The organism is Limnochorda pilosa (genome assembly GCF_001544015.1).
Lineage (GTDB): Bacteria > Bacillota > Limnochordia > Limnochordales > Limnochordaceae > Limnochorda > Limnochorda pilosa.
Map to the genome: position 1 here is coordinate 1651464 of NZ_AP014924.1, position 17788 is coordinate 1669251.

The window sequence follows — 17788 nt, forward strand, 5'->3', positions numbered from 1 at the left end:
CGTTTTCACGTGACGGGAGCAGGATGCTCGTGCTAGAAGAAAGCCCAGTGACCGTACGCCTGGCTGAGATAGCTCTTGCCACGCGTAGGCGCAGAGTTATTGCGACGGGCAAAGGTGTTGTGTACGATGCAGATTACACGGCAGATAACGACGTAGTGTATGTGGCGTCAGATCCTCGCCATGCGCCTCGAGTCATGTTGCACGATTCCGCTGGGCACGCGGCCAGCGCTCTAGTTGACCCTACGCGGGATGTGCCTGGGGCCTTTCCAACCGTCGCCACACGCAAGGCCAGGTTTACCTCCGAGAACTTGTGCATCGAAGGGCTGCTCCACGCGCCTGCGGAGCGCGCAGGAGATAGACGGCCAGCCGTAGTATTGCTGCATGGCGGGCCGTCAGCGCGTGATCGTCTCGAATGGAATGCGCTGGTTCAACTCATTGTGGGAAGTGGTTTCACGGTATTGCAGGTAAACTATCGCGGCTCAGCAGGTTACGGAGATGCATTTGAGCACTTGAACGTCCGCGACGTTGGCGGTGGTGACGCGCGCGACGTTGCTGCAGCAGCTCGGTGGCTCCAAGATATGCCTGGAATTGACGGGACCAGGTTGATCTGTGTAGGTGGATCCTACGGAGGGTACTTAGTCTACCGCCAGTTGACCCGTTATTCCGATCTTTGGGCTGCAGGAATTGCGTGGATGGGGATTACTGACTGGACGTCCCTCTATTACGAGACAACAGACGCAGTAAGGCTATACTGCCGTGCACTATTCGGGGGAGGTCCTTCAGAACTACCGCAGATGTACATGGAAGCCTCGCCAATCCACGACGTGGCTCGCTTGACGGCGCCTATTCTCATGATCCATGGCAAGAACGATCCCCGCGTACCGGTTACCCAGGCTCGGAGGTTTAGGGATAGGCTTCTGGAGCTAGGACGTCACAATGTTTGTTACGTAGAACTGGACGAGGGGCACGGGTTAACCGCTCGGGCTGCTCGGATTCGCATGTACAAGAAGATAGCTGAGTTCTTGCACTCGTTGCTATAGCGGCTACCCGGATCCTGGTGGTTGTACGGGCTGGGTGACTTACGGGCGCGCAAGGTGGTTGTTTCCCACGGCAAGGGCTGGATGCCTGAACCGATAGGCACGCGTGCAACCTTGGCCGTCGGTCGAGAGTGTTGCGTTACGGACGCTTGCTGGCTGCTGCTGTGTTATGGCGCCTGTCGCGTTGACAGTGAAGCTGCGGGGAAGCAGGGAGCGTCCTGGGGGTTAGTGGGTCATACATGGAACGATGATCCGGTCGGTGTACCCGAGGGGAGACATATGACCGAGAATACGCAGACCCCGGTGTGGTCGCTACGCAACTACCCGTCGGTTGCCTGGCTATGGTCCGGAGCAAGCGTTTCCGTTTTCGGTGATGCGCTCCGGAGGATGGCGGTGCTCCTGACGGTTTACGCCGTAACGGATGGGTCCGGCATGGCTGTCGCCGGGATCACACTGGCCGAGATCGTTCCAATGCTTGCCCTCGGCTTGATTGCAGGCGTGTACGTCGATCGTTGGGACAGGCGTAGAGCTATCATTCTTGGCAACACGGTGCGAGGCTTGCTCAGTCTAGCACTCGTCCTTGCCGCCCGTTCACAATCGCTTGGGCTGGTGTACGTCGTCATCGCGGCTTCTGAAGCTGCAGGTGCTGTCGTCCAGCCTGCCATGACTGCGATCGTTCCACAATTGGTGCCGGTTGCCCACCTGGCACAGGTGAACACCCTTTTCGTTCTGTCCCGCCAGTTCAGCCTGTTGATAGGCCCTGTGGTTGCAGCCACGGCGTACCGTGTCATCGGAGCCGAACTGACCTTCCTCGTGGACGGGGGGACTTTCTTCGTAGGAGCCGGAACAGCGTTGGCTATTCGGCGCCCGAGGGAGGTTGAGAAACAGGCGGGCTCCGATGAGACGGTGGGTTCGACCTGGTGGCGGGATTTCTTGAACGGCTTGGCACGCGTTCGGGGAGATCGTCTTGTGATGGCGCTTCTGGCGACCATCGGACTCCAGTCTCTCGGTGCTGGCATTAACAACACGGTGATGATCGTTTTCATCAATCGCGGGCTTGGAAGGGCCGCTAGCGATATCGCGTGGCTCAGTTCAGCGAACGGGTTGGCACAGATCCTGGCGGCCACGGTAGTAGCCCCGCTCATCCGGCGGCGCGGAACCGCGGGTGTGCTTGCAGGAGCTACGATTACCATGCTTGCCGGGAATGCGATCTTAGCGGGCTCTTGGTCTCTTTTCGTCCTGATTGTTGGGGTCTTGATCACGGCGCTAGGGAACAGCCCCTTTACGATCGTGCATACTACCGTCCTCCAGCAGGCTGTCGGACCGGAATACCTTGGGAGGGTGCAGGGAAGCCTCGGAACCCTAGCGGCTGTTCTCTTCATGGCCGCCAGTTCGGCTTCTGGCGTAGCTGTTGACTACGTGGCAGCGCGGAGCCTGTTGATAGTATCAGCGGGAATCAGTGCCTCGCTCGTGGTGGTCACGTTGACGCGCATCGTTCCAGCGCTTAGGGCTGCCAAGCGTCTTTCTTCTGGAAGGTCGCCCCTACGAGCGGATGACTAGAAACCATCACATCCTCGCCCAGACCGCGACAGCTGACCAAGCATCGTCCCCACGGTGTGACGCACAGCAGGAAGACCAACTGGCATTGCACAGTCGGAAGGCAAATCACGCACCCCCGATCCCTCGACGATGGGCTTTTTCGGCCGCGAACCATGGCCAAACCTACATTCCGGTGCGCCGGAACAACCGGCTATCTCGAACAGGTGGAATTCCTGCCCCCGCAAGGGCCAGCCACCCACGGGGAAGCGAGCCTTGGGTCGTCAACCGCGAGGTTGATGGCTAAGCGTAGGCAGCGCGACGACCAGGCCGCAGCCCAAAAGGGCGAAGGGATCGAGCCTCGTTACGGTTATGGACCGAGGGCCGACGGTGTCGGAATGGCCGGAAGGCAACAGTACGCGCTCGGTAGGGCGAGAGCGCGGGAGACCTCGGCGGGGTCGGAGACCGCGGCATGGCGGAAATCGAGATAGTACGGGAACCGGGAGGCCTCCCGGCGTCGCGCGCCGCGCGTACGCCCCACCCGACAGGCGAAGCCGAAGGGCGGCGGAAGCGCCGGGCGGGCGCCCTCTGGGCGCGGAGCCCCTCATAGTACTCCGAGCGCGGGAGAGCCGCGCACATGGGGAAGGAGGGGCACGGTCTCAAGCGTCCAGGACCCAATCGTCTCCACGCAGAGGGAGGACACCGATGAACGAGGGACTGGAACGCATCGCGCAGAGGGCCAAGGCGGACCGGAAGTGCCGGTTTACCGCCCTGGCCCACCACCTCACGGAGGACTTCCTCCGTGAGACCTGGCAGGGGCTCAACCGGAAGGGAGCCCCCGGAGTCGATCGTGCGACGGCAGCAGAGTACGCCGCGAACCTGGACACGAACCTGAAAAGGCTCGTCGACGGAATGAAGCGGCGCTACTACCGGGCACCCCACGTGCGCAGGGTCTACATACCGAAAGCGGGCAACCCGGCGAAGCTCAGACCGCTCGGGGTACCGACGGTCGAAGATCGCCTCCTTCAGGCGGCGGTCGCTCGCATCCTGTCGGCGATCTACGAGGCGGACTTCCTGGAGTGCTCCTACGGCTTCAGACCGGGGCGGACGGCGCATCAGGCGCTGGCCGCCCTCCGCAACGAGGTGATGCTCGGCAGGGCCCAGTGGGTCTACGAGGCTGACATTCGCGGCTTCTTCGACCACCTGGACCACGACTGGCTGATGCGCATGCTCGATCTCCGGGTCGGCGACCCGTGGATCCTACGCCTCGTCCGCAAGTGGTTGAGCGCTGGGATCCTCGACCACGGGCAGGTGACGGTGCCAGAGGAGGGCACCCCGCAAGGGGGACCGATCTCGCCGATCCTGGCCAACGTCTACCTGCACTATGCCCTCGACCTCTGGTTCGAGAAGGTCGCGCGACCGCGCTGCGTGGGGAAGGCGACCCTGATCCGCTTCGCCGATGACTTCGTCGTCCTCTTCCAGAGCGAGAAGGACGCCAGGCGATTCGCGGCGGCCTTGCCGGCGCGGCTGGCGAAGTTCAACCTCACGCTCGCCGAAGAGAAGACGAACCTGCTGCCCTTTGGGCGGCGGCACTGGCGGCGCGGGCAGAGCCACCCGTACCACTTCGACTTCCTCGGATTCCGCCACCACCTCGGGACGGATCGCAAGGGCCGCATGGCGGTCGTGCGCATCCCGTCGCCGAAGAGCGTGCGGAAGTTCCTCGCGGAAGTGAAGGAGTGGCTCAGGCAGCACATGCACGACCGACCGCAGGACCAGCAGGGCGCGCTGGCAAGAAAGCTCCAGGGCTTCTACCAGTACTTCAGCCTCTGGCGCACGTATCGGAAACTCTCCGTCGTGCGGCGAGAAGTGCTGAGGCTCTGGAAGCGCATACTGGAGCGCCGTAGCCAACGCGGTGCCCGAACATGGGCGCGCTGGGAGCGGCACCCGTGGTTCACCCTACCGGTGCCAAAGCTCCTGCACAGGACCGTTTAGCGCGAGAGATCGGGGAGCCCGGTGCGGGAAATCCGCACGCCGGGTTCTGAGGGGGAGGACGGGCCCAAGTCGCCATGCCGGTTCACCAAGGGCACCGCGCCGAAAGGCGCGGTAACGGAGAATGGTGCTATGGCTAAAGCGGCGAGGCCCGCCTCTACCCACCCACCCTCTTTTGGCAGGAATCGAGTCGTTTTGCGGTGAATTGAGGGCAAGGCCCCGAATCGTTATTCGAACCTTGCCGCGAGCAGCGCGACTTTTGCAATTGGAGCTTCGGACGGGCCAACAGGATCCGGGCGGCCGGGTGCGAAGCCTCTCCCTGGAAAGCGAGGGAGCGCCCTTGGAGCCGAAACGGGAGCGGCTGGTGGTTCGCCAGGGTGGTGCGCCCGTCCTGCTCGCCCGGGTCTGCCGGCAGCTGCGCATCCGCCGCATCGTCAATGCCATGGTCGAGTGGGACCCCAGGCAGTGCAAGGTCTCGCCTGGCACGCTCGTCGTCGCGCTCATCCTCAACATGCTGGTCGCCCGTGAGCCGCTTTACACAGTGAAGGAGTTCTACCGCCGGAGGGACCTGGGGCTGCTCTTCGAGGAGCCGGTGGAGGTAGATGCCCTCAACGACGACGCCCTGGGGCGGACGCTGGACCGGCTGGCCGCCATCGACCTGCCCCAGCTCGTCCAGAGCGTGGGGCTTTCGGCGGTCCACCTGGGCGAGATGGAGGTCCGCTCCGTCCACGCCGATACCACATCGGTCTCCGTATACGGCGAGTTCGAGCCCACGGTGGGGGATGAGAAGTTCGTGGAGGCCCACCCCGAGAAGCGGCTGCTGAAGATCACCCACGGCCACAGCAAGCAGCGCCGTCCGGACCTCAAGCAGTTCATCTCGGGTCTGATCGTCTCGAAGCAAGGCGTTCCGCTCATGGGGACCATCGGGGACGGGAACCTGAGCGACAAGGTGTGGAATCGTGAGATGATCGAAAGCCTGGAGCGGAGCTTCCTGGATCCCCGCTCGGTCGCCTACGTGGTGGACTCGAGCCTGGTGACCGTGAAGAACCTCCAGCGGATGGACCAATCGAAGGTCCGCTTCATCTCCCGGCTCCCCGAGACGTTCAAGGCGGCGGGCGAGGTGAGGGCGAAGGCCTTCGTCGAGAACCGGTGGCAGCCGATCGGGAGGCTCGCCCGGACCCGGTGGAACGGGGCGTTCTACCACGCGGTCTCCTACCGCCACGAGCTGGCGGGCGGCACCTACCGGCTCACCGTGGTCCGCTCCTCGTCGCTGGACAAGCGGAAGGAGAAGAAGCTCGAGCGGCTCATCCGGACCGAGCAAGAGGCGATGAAGCGGGCAGCCAAGGAGCTGATGGGGCAGCGCTTCAACTGCCAGGCGGACGCCGAGGCCGCCCTGGCGGCCTTCCAGAAGGCCCACGAGGACGCTCTCCACACCACCCGAGGGCTCGTCGTCGCCTACACCGAAGAAAAGCGGCCCCGAGGCCGGCCACGCAAGGACGCGGTCTACCCCAAGCAGACCCACTACCAGGTGGAGATCCGCCTCTTCGCACCGAGCGAGGAGGCCAAGAAGGCGTGGCTCGAGCGGGAGAGCGCCTTCGTCTTGATCAGCAATCTGCCTGAGGACAAGTGGAGCGATGCCGCGCTCCTCGAAGAGTACAAGGGCCAGACCCAAGTGGAGCAGGGGTTCCGGGTTTACAAACACCCGATCGTGGACGACGGGATCTTCCTCAAGAGCACGCGGCGGGTGGAGGCCTTCGCCTACGTGGCCACTCTGGCGCTGATGGTGGCGGCCTTCCTGGAGTACCGGGTACGCCAGGAGCTCCAGAAGACCGAGACGAAGAAGCTCCGCCTGCTTCGCGGTGCCCGGGTGACCGACAGCCCCACCAGCCTGGCGCTCCTGGAGGAGATCGACTACATCCCTGTCCTGGGAAGCCTCACCCCCGAAGGCTACAGCCGTTATGCAGACGTTGCCGACGACCTCCCCGAAGAGCATCTGGAGATCCTCCGGCTGGCCGGTTTCGGGCCTGAGATCTATTTCGAACCGCTGGTTTCGAATTGACATCGTGCTGGCTCATGACGTTGAAAATCCTGCTCGACTCGCTCGAAGGGTGCGGAATGCGGGTCGCGAGCACGTTGATGCCGCTTTCCATGCTCGTCTATGGTCCGCTGGCCGACATGATCCCCATCGAGTGGCTGCTCCTGGCCACCGGTTCACTGCTGGTGGTCCAGAGCCCGTTCATGGTGAGCCACCGGGCCCTCGTCGAGGCGGGCAAGCCGCTACCGGTGCCTGAGACGTAGGCAGCTCTACGCCGGCACTTCTTACCAGGTGTAGCGGACCGGATTGGCTGCCCCCCGCTTTCGATACGCTTCCGGAATCGCTTTCCCGACATAGAACCTCGCGACTTCTTCAGCCCGATTCCCCTTCCCTCTACCCACGTAGAAGGTCTCACCGTTTCGGGGATCAATCAGCCTGTAGACGTACGTCTCCAGTTCATTTGCAGCCTCTTCCGGAAACGACGCCACTTCCTCGGCCCACACTCACCAGCCACTCCCTTTCCACGGTCCGCCCATGGCACCTCCTCTAATCGGACGCGTCATCGAGGTGCGGGCCACGCGATCGCCTTGCGCCAGGCGGCGCGCTGTTTCTTCCGTTGCTTCTCGTCCGGCTCGGTCTCGATCAGCGCATTCAACCGGACTTCGATGGTCGCGTCGCCGGTCGCCTTGGTGAGGCGGCCCAGCGCGGTGACCACATCGGTCCGGACCAGGGTTCCGTTCTTCTCCTCCGCACACTCACGGAACCTGTGCTCGAGGGCCTCCAGGACCATCGCCTTCTGTTGCGGACCGGCCAGACCGATGCGCCAGAGGGACTGGAGCGTGTGCCGGGCGGTCACCGTTTTCTCGTCCTTCATCACGGCCGCCACCTTCGGGAAATCCTTCAGCATGCGGCCGTCGGGATCGCTGATCGCCAGGCGAGCGAGCATCTGGGCCGCGAACGCCCGCTTCTGCCCGGCCCGGGCTGTGAGATCCTTCAGCAGCTGGTCCCAGAACTCGTACGCCCAGTCGACGGGCCTCTCGGTTATCTCGAAGAGGCGGCCCAGCGCCTGATACGCCACATCGCTGTCCGACGACTCACGGTCGGCGAAGAGCGCCTGGACGCGCTCGTTCATGACGCACCACCCGTCTCCGCGATCTGGATCAGGTTGCCGCAGGTGTCGTCGAAGACAGCCGTGGTGACCGGTCCCATCTGGACGGGGGGCTGGGTGAACCGAACCCCCAGTGCTTTCAGGCGCTCGTATTCCCTGTGGACATCGTCGACGCCCAAGGAGGTGAAGGGGATTCCATCGTTCCTCAGTGCTTCCTTGAAGGGCCCGGCGGCCGGGTGGTTGTCGGGCTCCAGCAGGAGCTCGGTCCCGTTGGGGTCGTCGGGCGAGACCAAGGTAAGCCAGCGGGACTCCCCCAGGGGGATGTCGTTCTTCTTGACGAAGCCGAGGACGTCCGTATAGAAGGTGAGCGCCTTCGCCTGATCGTCCACCAAGACGCTCGTCACCACGATCTTCATTTCTGTCCCTCCGTCCGGGGTCGCACTGGCCATCGTTCGAGGATCGCCCGCAGGGGAGTCGTGTCGAGGTAGTGGAACTTGTAACGCCCGTCCCGTCTCGCAACGACAAGACCGGCCGATTCTAGGACGTCGAGGTGCTGGGAGATCGCCTGTCGCGACATCTCCAGCCCGTGCTTCATGGTTAGGCGGGTACAGATCTCGAAGAGCGTCTGCCCGTTTCTCTCCTTGAGCTCATCGAGGATCGCTCGTCTCGCGGGAGCGGCCAGCGCATGGAATACGTCACTCACGCGGACAGTATAGGCAAGTCACGGCTTGCCTGTCAAGGGGAATGCTCCCGATTATCGAGACGTTCATTCTCGGCACACCGCCACGTACTGGGAGTCAAATGGGGTGCCGACAAGTACGGACATCACCGTGATCGACACCCTCCGGCCCCACGCAACCGTCCCCTCGGGTGAGACGGGCGAGGTCCGGCTCCTTACCGTCGGGAACGCGGCCACCGGGGACCTCACCATCCGGGACGGGGGCGTCCTCTCCACCACCCCGGGCGTCCTGGGCGGGCTGGGGAGACGGGCGGCTTCGCACCGTCTCGCTCCGGGGCTTCTCGGCGGCGATGGACCGTCTCGCGGCTCTCCTGGAGGAGACGAGCGGCGGTCTTCTGCAGGCCTCCTGGCCCTGATGAGGAGGAAGATGTCCGCGAGGAGCGGCCGTACCTCCTGCACCTCCAGCCCGGCTCGGCGCAGATGGGCCACCGTCTCCCGGTTGATGTTGGCCCCGCTGATGGCCACCGCCAGGGGGTTGACCCAGTCCATGACGCGGCCGACAACGGGCAGGTGGCTCCGAACGTGCTCCAGCATGCGAAGCTCCCGCCCCGGCTTCAGCACCCGGCGAATCTCCCTCAGCCCCAGGATCGGGTCCGGCACCGAGCAGAACACGCAACTGGTCACTGCTGCGTCAAAGCTGGCATCCGGGAAATCGAGGGCCTGCGCGTCCATCAGCCTCAGGTCGACTCGACCCCCGAGCGTCTCGGCCTTCCGCCGGGCTTTCTCCAGCATCGCCGGGCTGAAGTCGACGGCGGTGACCCGAGCCTCTTCCGGGTAGTACGGAAAGTTGAGGCCCGTCCCCACGCCTACCTTGAGCACCCTGCCCGAGACGCCCTCCCAGAGTAGTCTGCGCCACCTGGCCATCCCCAGACGCTTGGCGAAACCCATCTCGTGATCGTAGGTGCGGGCATGACGGTCGTAGCGCCGCCGAGCCTTCTCGGTTCGAGCCTGTAGATCGTCGTCCATGGGGCGATCCCCTCCGCGACCTGAAGCCATAACCGTGTCGGGATCATGGTAACGACCATCTCGGAAGTCCGGTTGAGGCCTCCCACTCGACGACGGAGCCGGTGGCCGTCAACGTCTTCGGCGCGGTCTGGAGCTGCACCTCGCCCAAGCGCCAGTGGACTGACCTCCTCGATCCCCACCTGATACGCCGGGTACCGGACGCCCTGGGAGTCACGAATGAATGATGGCGTAGGCTCGCACCGGAAAGGAGCTGAAACCCCGGACCTTTACCGGTACCGCATGAAACTTGAAGCCCGAGTCGGGCAGGCTCTCCAGGTTGCAGAGGTGCTCGACGATGGGGATGTCCGCACGAAGAAGGATGGAGTGGACCGGCCGCTCGCCTGTGGACGTGTCATCGATGTTGAGAGAGTCGATGCCCACCAGCGCGGCGCCGGAGTCCCTCAGCCACGTGGCGGCCTCAGCAGTGAGGAAGGGGTGGCCGTCGAAGTACCGATCCGTACCCCAGTGCTCGGCCCAGCCGGCGTGAACCAGCACCGCCTTGCCTCGCACATCTGCTGCGGAGAAGAGCTCGGGGCCGATGGCCCGGCTCGACCGGTCCGCCTGGAAGACCAGCCCTTCCAGATCGGCGACCTGCTCCAGGGCCAGCTCGGAGAGATCCTTGCCCTCCGCGTAGCGGTGGAAAGGCGAGTCGATGTAGGTGCCCGTATTGCCGACCATCTCGATCCTTCCTATGTGGAAGGTGGTCCCCTCGGCGTAGTGCTCCCGAGCGGCCTCCCTGCTCAGGTAATCGGAGATGAAGGGGGCGGGCAGCCCGGGATAGGTGAGTATCCCGTCTTCGACCGCGTGACTCAGATCGACCAGCCGTCTCATCCTTCGAGCCTCCTCGTCGGTTCGTGTTGATTATGGCACCCGCCCGGCAGGCAGGCCAGTTCGAGGCATCCAGAGACCCGGGAGCGCTGAACTCCCGGAGAGGATGGCCGTCGTCTGATCACCCGGACCGAGGTGAGCGAGATCACCGAGACGCTCCGGGAAGAGTACGAGGCTTTCCGCAGCCGAAGCCTGGCTGAGCATGATCTGGTCTACCTCTTCCTGGATGCCGTCTTCGAGCCGCTGCGTCGAACGGGGACCACCCGAGAGGGCATCCTCTGCGCCTGGGGGATCACCGTAGAAGGCCGGCGGGTGCTGCTCCACCTGGCGTTGGGCAACAAGGAGAGCTACGCGAACTGGCTCGAGTTCCTCCGGGACATGGTGAGCCGGGGTCTTGAGCCCCCGCTCACGGTGACGACGGACGGGGCTCCGGGGCTGATCCGCGCGGTGGAAGACATGTGGCCCAAGAGCCTGCGGGTGCGTTGCTGGGCCCACAAGGCTCGGAACGTCCTCGACAAGGTGCCGGAGGAGATGCGCCCCGAGGTGAAAGCCCACCTGGCCGCGGTGCGGGAGGCTCCCACCCATGCGGACGGCAGGGAGGCCGCTCGTCGCTTCGTGGAGAGGTTCGAACGTGATTACCCTTCCGCGGTGCGTACCTTCACCGACGATCTGGAGCCGGCCTCAACCACCTGAAGATGCCCCAGGCCCATCGGAAGTACGTGCGCACTACGAACCTGATCGAGCGGAGCTTCGAGGAGGAGCGCCGACGCACGAAGGTGCACCGGCCCGAGCCGGATCCCGCCTGGATGCACCGGGAGCTGAAGAAGGGCAGGAACGTCACCCTGCGGATCCTCTGGGAAGAGTACAAGGCGGATCATCCTGACGGGCTCCACTACACGCAGTTCTGCCCGTTCTACCGCCGGTGGGGGAAAGACCTGGACATGAGCACGCGCCAGGTTCATCGGGCCGGCGAGAAGATGTTCGTCTACTCCGCCGGGGAAACGGTGGCCCGATGGACCTCGCCACCGGCAAGGTGAGGTAGGCCCAGATCTCCGTCGCGGCGGCGGAAGCGAGCAGCTACACCTACTCGGTGGCCTGCCCTGCTGGCCCCAGGATTTGGCCTCTCGATCGGGACCCACCGCCGGGCGTTCATCGTGGTGAACGCCCGGCGGTCCGCCAAGACACGGTAATGTCAAAGGTAAGACCAGTTTCGTATTCAAACTTCGTATCCAACGGGGCTGGCAAGACCACCACCATCCAGCTCATCGTCGGGCTCCTGGAGCCCACCGCCGGGCGCGTGCGGGTGTTCGGTCTCGATCCCGCACGCCGTGGGCTCCAGATTCGGGCCCTTACGGGCCTGGTCATACAGCAAACGGCCCTTGATGTCTGCCTCACCGGGCGGGGGAGAACCTGGAGTTCCAGGCCACACTGTACGGGCTGACGGGTGCCGGCAAGCGGAGTCGCATCGACGAGCTGCTCGGGTGGTCGGGCCTGCAGGACGAGGCCGACCGGCTCACGCGCACCTACTCGGGGGGCATGAAGAGAAGTGACGAGCACCTGCTGTGGATCGACCGGGTCCCCTGTCCTGCGCGCCGTTCGAGAGAGGCGGGGCGGTGACGGACCGCCTGCGTGGCTCAGCGCCCTGGGGCCCGGCGGTCGGTGACGGTCTCGCCCCCGATCCCCCAGTTGTCGGTGTCCACCTCGTCGATGACCACCACCGTGGTCGCGGGGTTTTTGCCGAGCACCCGCTGAAGGAGCTGGGTGACGCCCTGGATCAGCTCTCGCTTCTGCGCGGCCGTTGCGCCCTCCCGCGTGATCTTGATGTTGACGTAGGGCACCGCAAGGCCACCTCCCTCTCTGTCCACACCCAGGTATTCGACATCCCATGATGATTCCCCGCACCGGACGAACGAGCGACGGAACGTCGTTGACCACGTGCGGGTTGACACAATACGAGACGCCATGATACGATGTAGACATGGTGAAGACCCGTGACCATCGGCAACCGCCGGGGCAAGGAGGTCTACGCCGTGGGGTTCGTCACCATCGCAGAGGCGACGCGCCGGCTGGGCATTAGCCGGGCCACCCTCTACCGTTGGGCCAGAGCGGGGCGTCTGACGCTGCACAAGGTGGGCCCTCGCGCCACGCGCGTCAAGGAGGAAGAGGTGCAGCGGCTGGAGGAGGGTGCGCGCCCTGTCTACCCCAGGCCACCGTCACACGGCGGGTTCGTGGCCGAAGCGAACAGGGTGGGCGTCCGTTCGCTCGGCGAGCCCGACGAGGACGATCTGATGTGGATGGAAGAAGGTCTGGAGGACCTCCCACCGTACGACTGGGGTCCCGAGGGTGTGCCGCCCATACACCCGATTCGACACGTCCCCTGGATCGCACCGGGGTCTCCTACCGTAACGGGGGTCTTCTCGGCCCTCCGTACAGCGCTCGCGGCTGAGGAGGATGTTGCCTTCGCATACCTCTTCGGCTCAATCGCCAAGGGACGGGTACGTCGTGAGAGCGACGTGGACGTGGCCGTCTGGCTGGCTGAAGGAAACCGCCGACGAGCGGTTGCAGATCCGGAGGAGACGCGGCTGGCCCTCGAAGGGAAGTTCGAACGGGCCCTGGGGCGCGAGGCCGATGTGGTCCTCTTGAACGACGCTCCCTTGGATCTGGTCCAGAACATCCTCGATATAGGGATCCTTTTCCATTGCTCCGACGAGGCCGCCCGGCACGCGTTCTACGTTCGGCACGCGCAACGCTACGTGGACATGGCCTACGCGCGCGCCGTTTTCGATCAGGCCATGCTCCGGCGGATTCGGGAGGGGACCTTCGGTGGTGGAGGAAGGCACCGTTCGTAGGCTGTTGCGGGTCATCGAGAAGCGGCTGGCGCGCCTCGAGAAGCTGGTGGGGACACCGTTGGAGGCCTACCTGGCGGACATGGACCTCCAGGATGTGGTGGAGCGTAATCTCGAGCTGGTCATCCAGGCGTGCCTCGACCTGGGGATCCATGTCCTGGCCGATCGTGCTTCGGCCCCACCCGAGACCCATCGCGCCGTCTTTCGCCTGCTCGTCGACGAGGGCGTGGTCGACCCCGAGCTGGGTGGGCGCCTGGAAGCGATGGCGGGATTCCGCAACAGGCTCGTGCACGAGTACGCCGACCTGCTCCCCGAGAAGGTTCACGGGTACTTGGCGGAACTCGACGACGTCAGGCGATACGTACGGGAGGTGGTGGATCACCTGACGGCCGAAGGGCTCTTTGGAGGAGCAGACCGCTCCGAGCCTGGAAACTCCCCGAGGTAAAGGGAACCGGCATTTGGATGGGAGGCCGCGGAGTGTTCTTCGCTCCTCCCCTGGACACGGCCCGTCCCTTCGGCTATACTCACCTCAGACCGGTTCCTTTAAGCTGGCCCTGTGAGGCCGGCAAGGAGGCAGCTCCATAGCGCTCCGGCGCAGCCGGAGGCCCCGGAACGGTCCGGGTGCGGCCTTCTTGCCACGGCAGGAAGGTTTTTTTGTGGCCGTGGTGCGGGAGGCTCAGCCTGCGGCGTGGGAGGGGATCGGGGTGGACTGGCGGGTGAAGGCGGAGATCCTGGATGAGGCCACCATGCGCCGGGCCCTGGTGCGCATCGCGCACGAGGTGCTCGAGCGGGGCCGCGAGGGCGAGGAGCTGGCGCTGGTGGGCGTGCGCACCCGCGGGGTGCCGCTGGCCCGGAGGCTTGCCGCCCACATCCAGGAGATCGAGGGGCTTGCTTGCCCTGTGGGAGAGCTCGACATCACCCTCTACCGGGACGACCTGTCGCGCATCGCCCAGGCGCCGGTGGTCCACCAGACCCACATCCCCTTCGCGGTGGGCGAGAAGCGCATCGTCCTGGTGGACGACGTGCTCTACACGGGCCGCACGGCCCGGGCCGCCATGGACGCCATCATGGACCTGGGCCGGCCGGCCCGGATCCAGCTGGCCGTGCTGGTGGACCGGGGGCACCGGGAGCTGCCGATTCGGGCCGACTTCGTGGGCAAGAACGTGCCCACCTCCCAGCAGGAAATGATCAGCGTCCGCCTGCAGGAGACCGACGGCGAGGAACGGGTCGTCATCCTGGAGCGCCCCGGCGGCGCGTGACGGGCAAGGGCGTCACGGTTCGGCCGGGTCCGCTCGGTAGGAGGAAGACCATGTCCGAGAACGTGCGGTTACGCGTGGGCGATCGTCCCCCCGCGGTGCAGATGATCCCCCTGGGGCTGCAGCACCTTTTCGCCATGTTCGGGGCGACGGTGCTGGTGCCCATCCTCACCGGTCTGAACCCGTCCGTGGCCTTGCTCACCAGCGGTCTGGGCACCCTGCTCTTCATCCTCATCACCGGCGGTCAGGTGCCGGCGTACCTGGGCTCGTCCTTCGCCTTCATCGCTCCCATCCTGGCTGTGTCGGCCGCGTCGGGCCCGGCGTACGCCCTGGGCGGCGCGGTCGCGGTGGGTCTCCTCTACGCTGTGGTCGCCGGGATCATCCGCCTGGTGGGCGTGGGCTGGCTGGACCGGGTCCTGCCGCCGGTCCTGGTGGGCTCCCTCATCGTGGTGATCGGGCTCGGGCTGGCGCCGGTAGGCGTGCAGATGGCGGGCCTCAGCAAGGAGGCGGTGAGCCTCTTCGACACGGACATCCAGATCGCGTTCTTCACGCTGCTCTCGGCGGTGGCGGCCGCGGCCTTCCTGCGGGGCTTCTTCGCAGTGATCCCCATCCTCCTGGGCATCGTCTCGGGCTATGTCTTCGCGCTGCTGCGGGGCGCGGTGGACCTCACCGCTCTGCGTGAGGCCGCCTGGATCGGGCTGCCGGCCTTCACCGCGCCGGCCTTCTCCTGGAGCGCGGTGGCCGTTTTCTTGCCGGTGGCGGCGGTTACCCTGGCCGAGCACCTGGGCGACGTGCTGGTGCTGGGCCGGGTGGTGGGGAAGAACTTCTACAAGAAGCCCGGCCTCCAGCGGACCCTGATGGGCGACGGGCTGGCCACGGCCCTGGCGGGCCTCCTGGGCGGGCCGCCCAACACCACCTACGGCGAAAACATCGGCGTGATCGCCATCACCAAAGTGTACTCGGTGTGGGTCATCGGCCTGGCAGCGAGCTTCGCCACGGTGCTGGCCTTCGTGCCCAAGCTGGGGGCGGCCATCCAGACCATCCCGGCGCCGGTCATGGGCGGCGTGACCATCATGCTCTTCGGCGTCATCGCCTCCAGCGGCATCCGCACCCTGGTGGAGAGCGGCATCGACTTCAGCCAGACGCGGAACCTGCTCATCAGCTCGGTGGTGCTGGTGCTGGGCATCGGCGGCGCCAAGATCGGCGAGCTGAGCGGCATGGGGCTTGCGGCCATCGTGGGCGTCATCCTCAACCTGCTGCTCCCCATGCCAGGCGGGGCGCGGGAAGGGGCGGGGGAGGCGGAGCGAGCCGAACCCGACGAAGCCCGGGCCCGGTCGGCGCGTGAGGCGTCCGAGGGCGCGTAGCGTCGCGTCCGCGACCTGACCCGCTGCACGCAACGTGATCGACGGCCGGTGGCGATGCAGGCGCAGCCCATTGCCACCGGCCCGTTCGCTGGTTTAGGATGGGGCCAGGCACTGGAAGCGCCGGATCCGGACCTGGACCTGGACCTGCGGGCGACGCTGGCGGCGGCCTGGAAGCGGGGGCACTACGAAAAGCTCATCAGGCGTTGGACGGAGAGGGCCGCGGCCGGCGGGGTGTGAGCGTGCAGGCCGGGCCCCGTCTGGAGGTGGAGCGGGTGGAAGGTTGGCTGGTGCTGGAGAACGGGGCCGTCTTCCGGGGGGAGGCGGTGGGCGCCGAGGGGCGCCGCTCGGGCGAGGTGGTCTTCAACACGGGGATGACGGGATACCAGGAGATGCTGACGGACCCCTCGTATCGGGGCCAGATCCTGGCCATGACCTACCCGCTCATCGGCAACTACGGGGCCACCGCGGACGATCTCGAAGCCGACGCGCCCCAGGTGGAAGGGCTGGTGGTCCACCGCCTGACCGAGCGTCCGTCGAGCTGGCGGAGCGACGAGGGGCTGGCCACTTTCCTCAGGGAGCACGGCGTGGTGGCCCTGGCCGGGGTGGACACTCGGGCCCTCACGCGCCTGCTGCGGGAGGAGGGAACGCTCCGCGGGGTGCTGGCCACGGGAGCCGCGGACCCCGAGGAGCTCAAGGCTGAGGCAACCGCCTTCCGCATGCCGCCCACGAACCGGCTGGTCGAGGAGGCGACGGTGAAGGAGCCCGTCCGCCTGGGGGACGGATCCCCGCGGGTGGTGGCGGTCGACCTGGGGGCCAAGCGGCGGATCAGCCAGCTCCTGCTGAAGCGGGGCGCGGGGGTGGTGGTGGTGCCGCCCTTCAGCGGGCCCGAGGCGATCCTGGTCCATCGGCCCGACGGCGTGCTCTTCTCCAACGGGCCCGGCGACCCGGCCGAGCTGGGTCCGGCGGTCGCCACCGCCCGGGCGCTGGTGGGTCGCGTGCCGCTCTTCGGGATCTGCCTGGGTGAGCAGGTGCTGGCCCAGGCCCTGGGGGCCCGTACCTTCAAGCTCAAGTACGGCCACCGGGGCGGGAACCATCCGGTGCAGGACCTGGTGACGGGCCAGGTGGCGGTGACGACCCAGAACCACGGCTACGCGGTGGAAGAGGGCAGCTGGGACGACCCGGACCTGGTGGTGACCCACCGGCACCTGAACGACGGCACCGTGGAAGGGATCATGCACCGGCGCTACCCGCTCTTCGCGGTCCAGTATCACCCCGAGGGGGCGCCCGGGCCCGAGGACTCCCACGTCCTCTTCGACCGCTTCGTGCAGGCCATGGCCGGGTAGCCCGGCAGGCCGGGGCCAAGGAGTCCACGCCTCGTAGGCAGAGCTGATCGTGGTCCCCACGCGCGTGGGGGTGAACCGGAGGGAAGCGATGTGGCGAAAGTCGCGATCGTTGTGGGCAGCCGGTCGGATCTGCCCCGGGTGGAGCGGGCCCGGAACACCCTGGAGGACTTCGGCGTCTCCTACGAGCTGCGGGTGCTTTCGGCGCACCGGACGCCGGCGGAGGTGGCGGCCTACGGCCGCTCGGCCCGGGAACGGGGGATCCGGGTGATCGTGGCCGCCGCAGGGCTGGCCGCGGCCCTGCCGGGTGCGCTGGCGGCCGAGACCACCCTGCCGGTGGTGGGCCTGCCCGTCTCCGCCGGGCCGCTCCAGGGCATCGAGGCGCTCCTGGCCATGGCCCAGATGCCTCCCGGCGTGCCCGTGGGGACCGTGGGCATCGACTCGGGCACCAACGCCGCCCTGCAGGCCGTCCGGATCCTGGCCCTGGAAGACGCGGAGCTCGCCGGGCGGCTCGAAAGCTACCAGCGCCGCCAGCGCGACGCGGTCCTCGAGGCGGACCGGGAGGTGTCGGGCGGAGCCCCCGGGCAGCCCGTGGCGGAAGAGCCCGCAGGGCAAGCAGAACACGAACGTTAGATGTAATCCTGGGGGGATTGTTCGCGAAATGGGTTGACGCGCCCGGTGAGGTGGTGTACGATACGGCCGTAA

Annotated in this window: 19 protein-coding genes and 2 pseudogenes; 14 read left to right on the forward strand and 7 right to left on the reverse strand. The window is 66.0% G+C overall.

Annotated elements, in window-relative coordinates:
• The first annotated feature begins 194 nt into the window (after positions 1-194).
• The 5 genes from LIP_RS20470 to LIP_RS07170 all read left to right on the forward strand — a co-directional run bounded on the left by LIP_RS20470 (position 195) and on the right by LIP_RS07170 (position 6860).
• Entirely contained in the window at positions 195-1040 is an 846-nt protein-coding gene (locus LIP_RS20470) for an alpha/beta hydrolase family protein (protein WP_407936403.1), read from the forward strand.
• Between the two features lie 276 nt (positions 1041-1316).
• Complete coding sequence (locus tag LIP_RS07155; RefSeq protein WP_158509592.1) at positions 1317-2597, forward strand: MFS transporter; 1281 nt, start codon at positions 1317-1319, stop codon at positions 2595-2597.
• Positions 2598-3278: 681 nt separating this feature from the next.
• A complete protein-coding gene (ltrA, locus tag LIP_RS07160) occupies positions 3279-4565 on the forward strand; it encodes a group II intron reverse transcriptase/maturase (protein ID WP_068136182.1) in 1287 nt (428 codons plus the stop codon).
• 337 nt (positions 4566-4902) lie between these two features.
• The gene (locus tag LIP_RS07165; RefSeq protein WP_158509593.1) at positions 4903-6621 is read left to right on the forward strand and encodes an IS1634 family transposase; all 1719 of its coding nucleotides are present in this window, start codon (positions 4903-4905) and stop codon (positions 6619-6621) included.
• A gap of 56 nt (positions 6622-6677) precedes the next feature.
• A complete protein-coding gene (locus tag LIP_RS07170) occupies positions 6678-6860 on the forward strand; it encodes a hypothetical protein (RefSeq protein WP_068136187.1) in 183 nt (60 codons plus the stop codon).
• 114 nt (positions 6861-6974) lie between these two features.
• On the opposite strand, the pseudogene LIP_RS20475 reads toward LIP_RS07170, so the two are convergent.
• The 6 genes and pseudogenes from LIP_RS20475 to LIP_RS07195 all read right to left on the reverse strand — a co-directional run.
• Positions 6975-7085 (reverse strand): annotated as a pseudogene (locus tag LIP_RS20475) (LEM-3-like GIY-YIG domain-containing protein); the annotation flags it as partial.
• Between the two features lie 71 nt (positions 7086-7156).
• The gene (locus LIP_RS07175) at positions 7157-7729 is read right to left on the reverse strand and encodes a hypothetical protein (protein ID WP_068136190.1); all 573 of its coding nucleotides are present in this window, start codon (positions 7727-7729) and stop codon (positions 7157-7159) included.
• Positions 7726-8121, reverse strand: a complete 396-nt coding sequence (locus LIP_RS07180; protein WP_068136192.1) for a VOC family protein — start codon at positions 8119-8121, stop codon at positions 7726-7728. The genes LIP_RS07175 and LIP_RS07180 overlap by 4 nt, the downstream gene beginning before the upstream one ends.
• The gene (locus tag LIP_RS20480) at positions 8118-8408 is read right to left on the reverse strand and encodes an ArsR/SmtB family transcription factor (protein ID WP_068136195.1); all 291 of its coding nucleotides are present in this window, start codon (positions 8406-8408) and stop codon (positions 8118-8120) included. Before LIP_RS20480 ends, LIP_RS07180 begins: the two co-directional genes overlap by 4 nt.
• A gap of 63 nt (positions 8409-8471) precedes the next feature.
• A complete protein-coding gene (locus LIP_RS07190; RefSeq protein ID WP_082725999.1) occupies positions 8472-9410 on the reverse strand; it encodes a class I SAM-dependent methyltransferase in 939 nt (312 codons plus the stop codon).
• A gap of 210 nt (positions 9411-9620) precedes the next feature.
• Positions 9621-10280, reverse strand: coding sequence for a cyclase family protein (locus LIP_RS07195; RefSeq protein ID WP_068136198.1), 660 nt, complete (start codon positions 10278-10280; stop codon positions 9621-9623).
• 96 nt (positions 10281-10376) lie between these two features.
• On the opposite strand from LIP_RS07195, the pseudogene LIP_RS07200 reads away from it, so the two are divergent.
• Positions 10377-11056: pseudogene (locus LIP_RS07200) on the forward strand (IS256 family transposase); the annotation flags it as partial.
• A gap of 410 nt (positions 11057-11466) precedes the next feature.
• A complete protein-coding gene (locus LIP_RS20485; RefSeq protein WP_144440383.1) occupies positions 11467-11718 on the forward strand; it encodes an ATP-binding cassette domain-containing protein in 252 nt (83 codons plus the stop codon).
• 193 nt (positions 11719-11911) lie between these two features.
• Here LIP_RS20485 and LIP_RS20490 read toward each other — a convergent pair whose 3' ends face one another.
• Complete coding sequence (locus tag LIP_RS20490) at positions 11912-12241, reverse strand: 2-hydroxymuconate tautomerase family protein (RefSeq protein WP_269433379.1); 330 nt, start codon at positions 12239-12241, stop codon at positions 11912-11914.
• Between the two features lie 27 nt (positions 12242-12268).
• Between LIP_RS20490 and mntA the strand changes: the two genes are divergently transcribed.
• The 7 genes from mntA to purE all read left to right on the forward strand — a co-directional run bounded on the left by mntA (position 12269) and on the right by purE (position 17716).
• On the forward strand, positions 12269-13126 hold the full coding sequence (mntA, locus tag LIP_RS07215) for a type VII toxin-antitoxin system MntA family adenylyltransferase antitoxin (protein WP_068136210.1): 858 nt from the start codon (positions 12269-12271) through the stop codon (positions 13124-13126).
• Positions 13101-13568 (forward strand): type VII toxin-antitoxin system HepT family RNase toxin, encoded by a 468-nt coding sequence (gene hepT, locus LIP_RS07220; RefSeq protein ID WP_068136214.1) that lies wholly within the window; start codon positions 13101-13103, stop codon positions 13566-13568. The genes mntA and hepT overlap by 26 nt, the downstream gene beginning before the upstream one ends.
• A 217-nt stretch (positions 13569-13785) precedes the next feature.
• Complete coding sequence (gene pyrR, locus LIP_RS07225; RefSeq protein WP_407936404.1) at positions 13786-14382, forward strand: bifunctional pyr operon transcriptional regulator/uracil phosphoribosyltransferase PyrR; 597 nt, start codon at positions 13786-13788, stop codon at positions 14380-14382.
• 50 nt (positions 14383-14432) lie between these two features.
• Positions 14433-15743, forward strand: a complete 1311-nt coding sequence (locus tag LIP_RS07230; RefSeq protein WP_082726002.1) for a solute carrier family 23 protein — start codon at positions 14433-14435, stop codon at positions 15741-15743.
• 48 nt (positions 15744-15791) lie between these two features.
• Complete coding sequence (locus tag LIP_RS19525) at positions 15792-15980, forward strand: hypothetical protein (protein WP_068136217.1); 189 nt, start codon at positions 15792-15794, stop codon at positions 15978-15980.
• Between the two features lie 35 nt (positions 15981-16015).
• Entirely contained in the window at positions 16016-17086 is a 1071-nt protein-coding gene (gene carA / locus LIP_RS07240; protein ID WP_068141699.1) for a glutamine-hydrolyzing carbamoyl-phosphate synthase small subunit, read from the forward strand.
• A gap of 90 nt (positions 17087-17176) precedes the next feature.
• Positions 17177-17716, forward strand: a complete 540-nt coding sequence (gene purE, locus LIP_RS07245; protein WP_068136220.1) for a 5-(carboxyamino)imidazole ribonucleotide mutase — start codon at positions 17177-17179, stop codon at positions 17714-17716.
• The last annotated feature ends 72 nt before the right edge of the window (positions 17717-17788 follow it).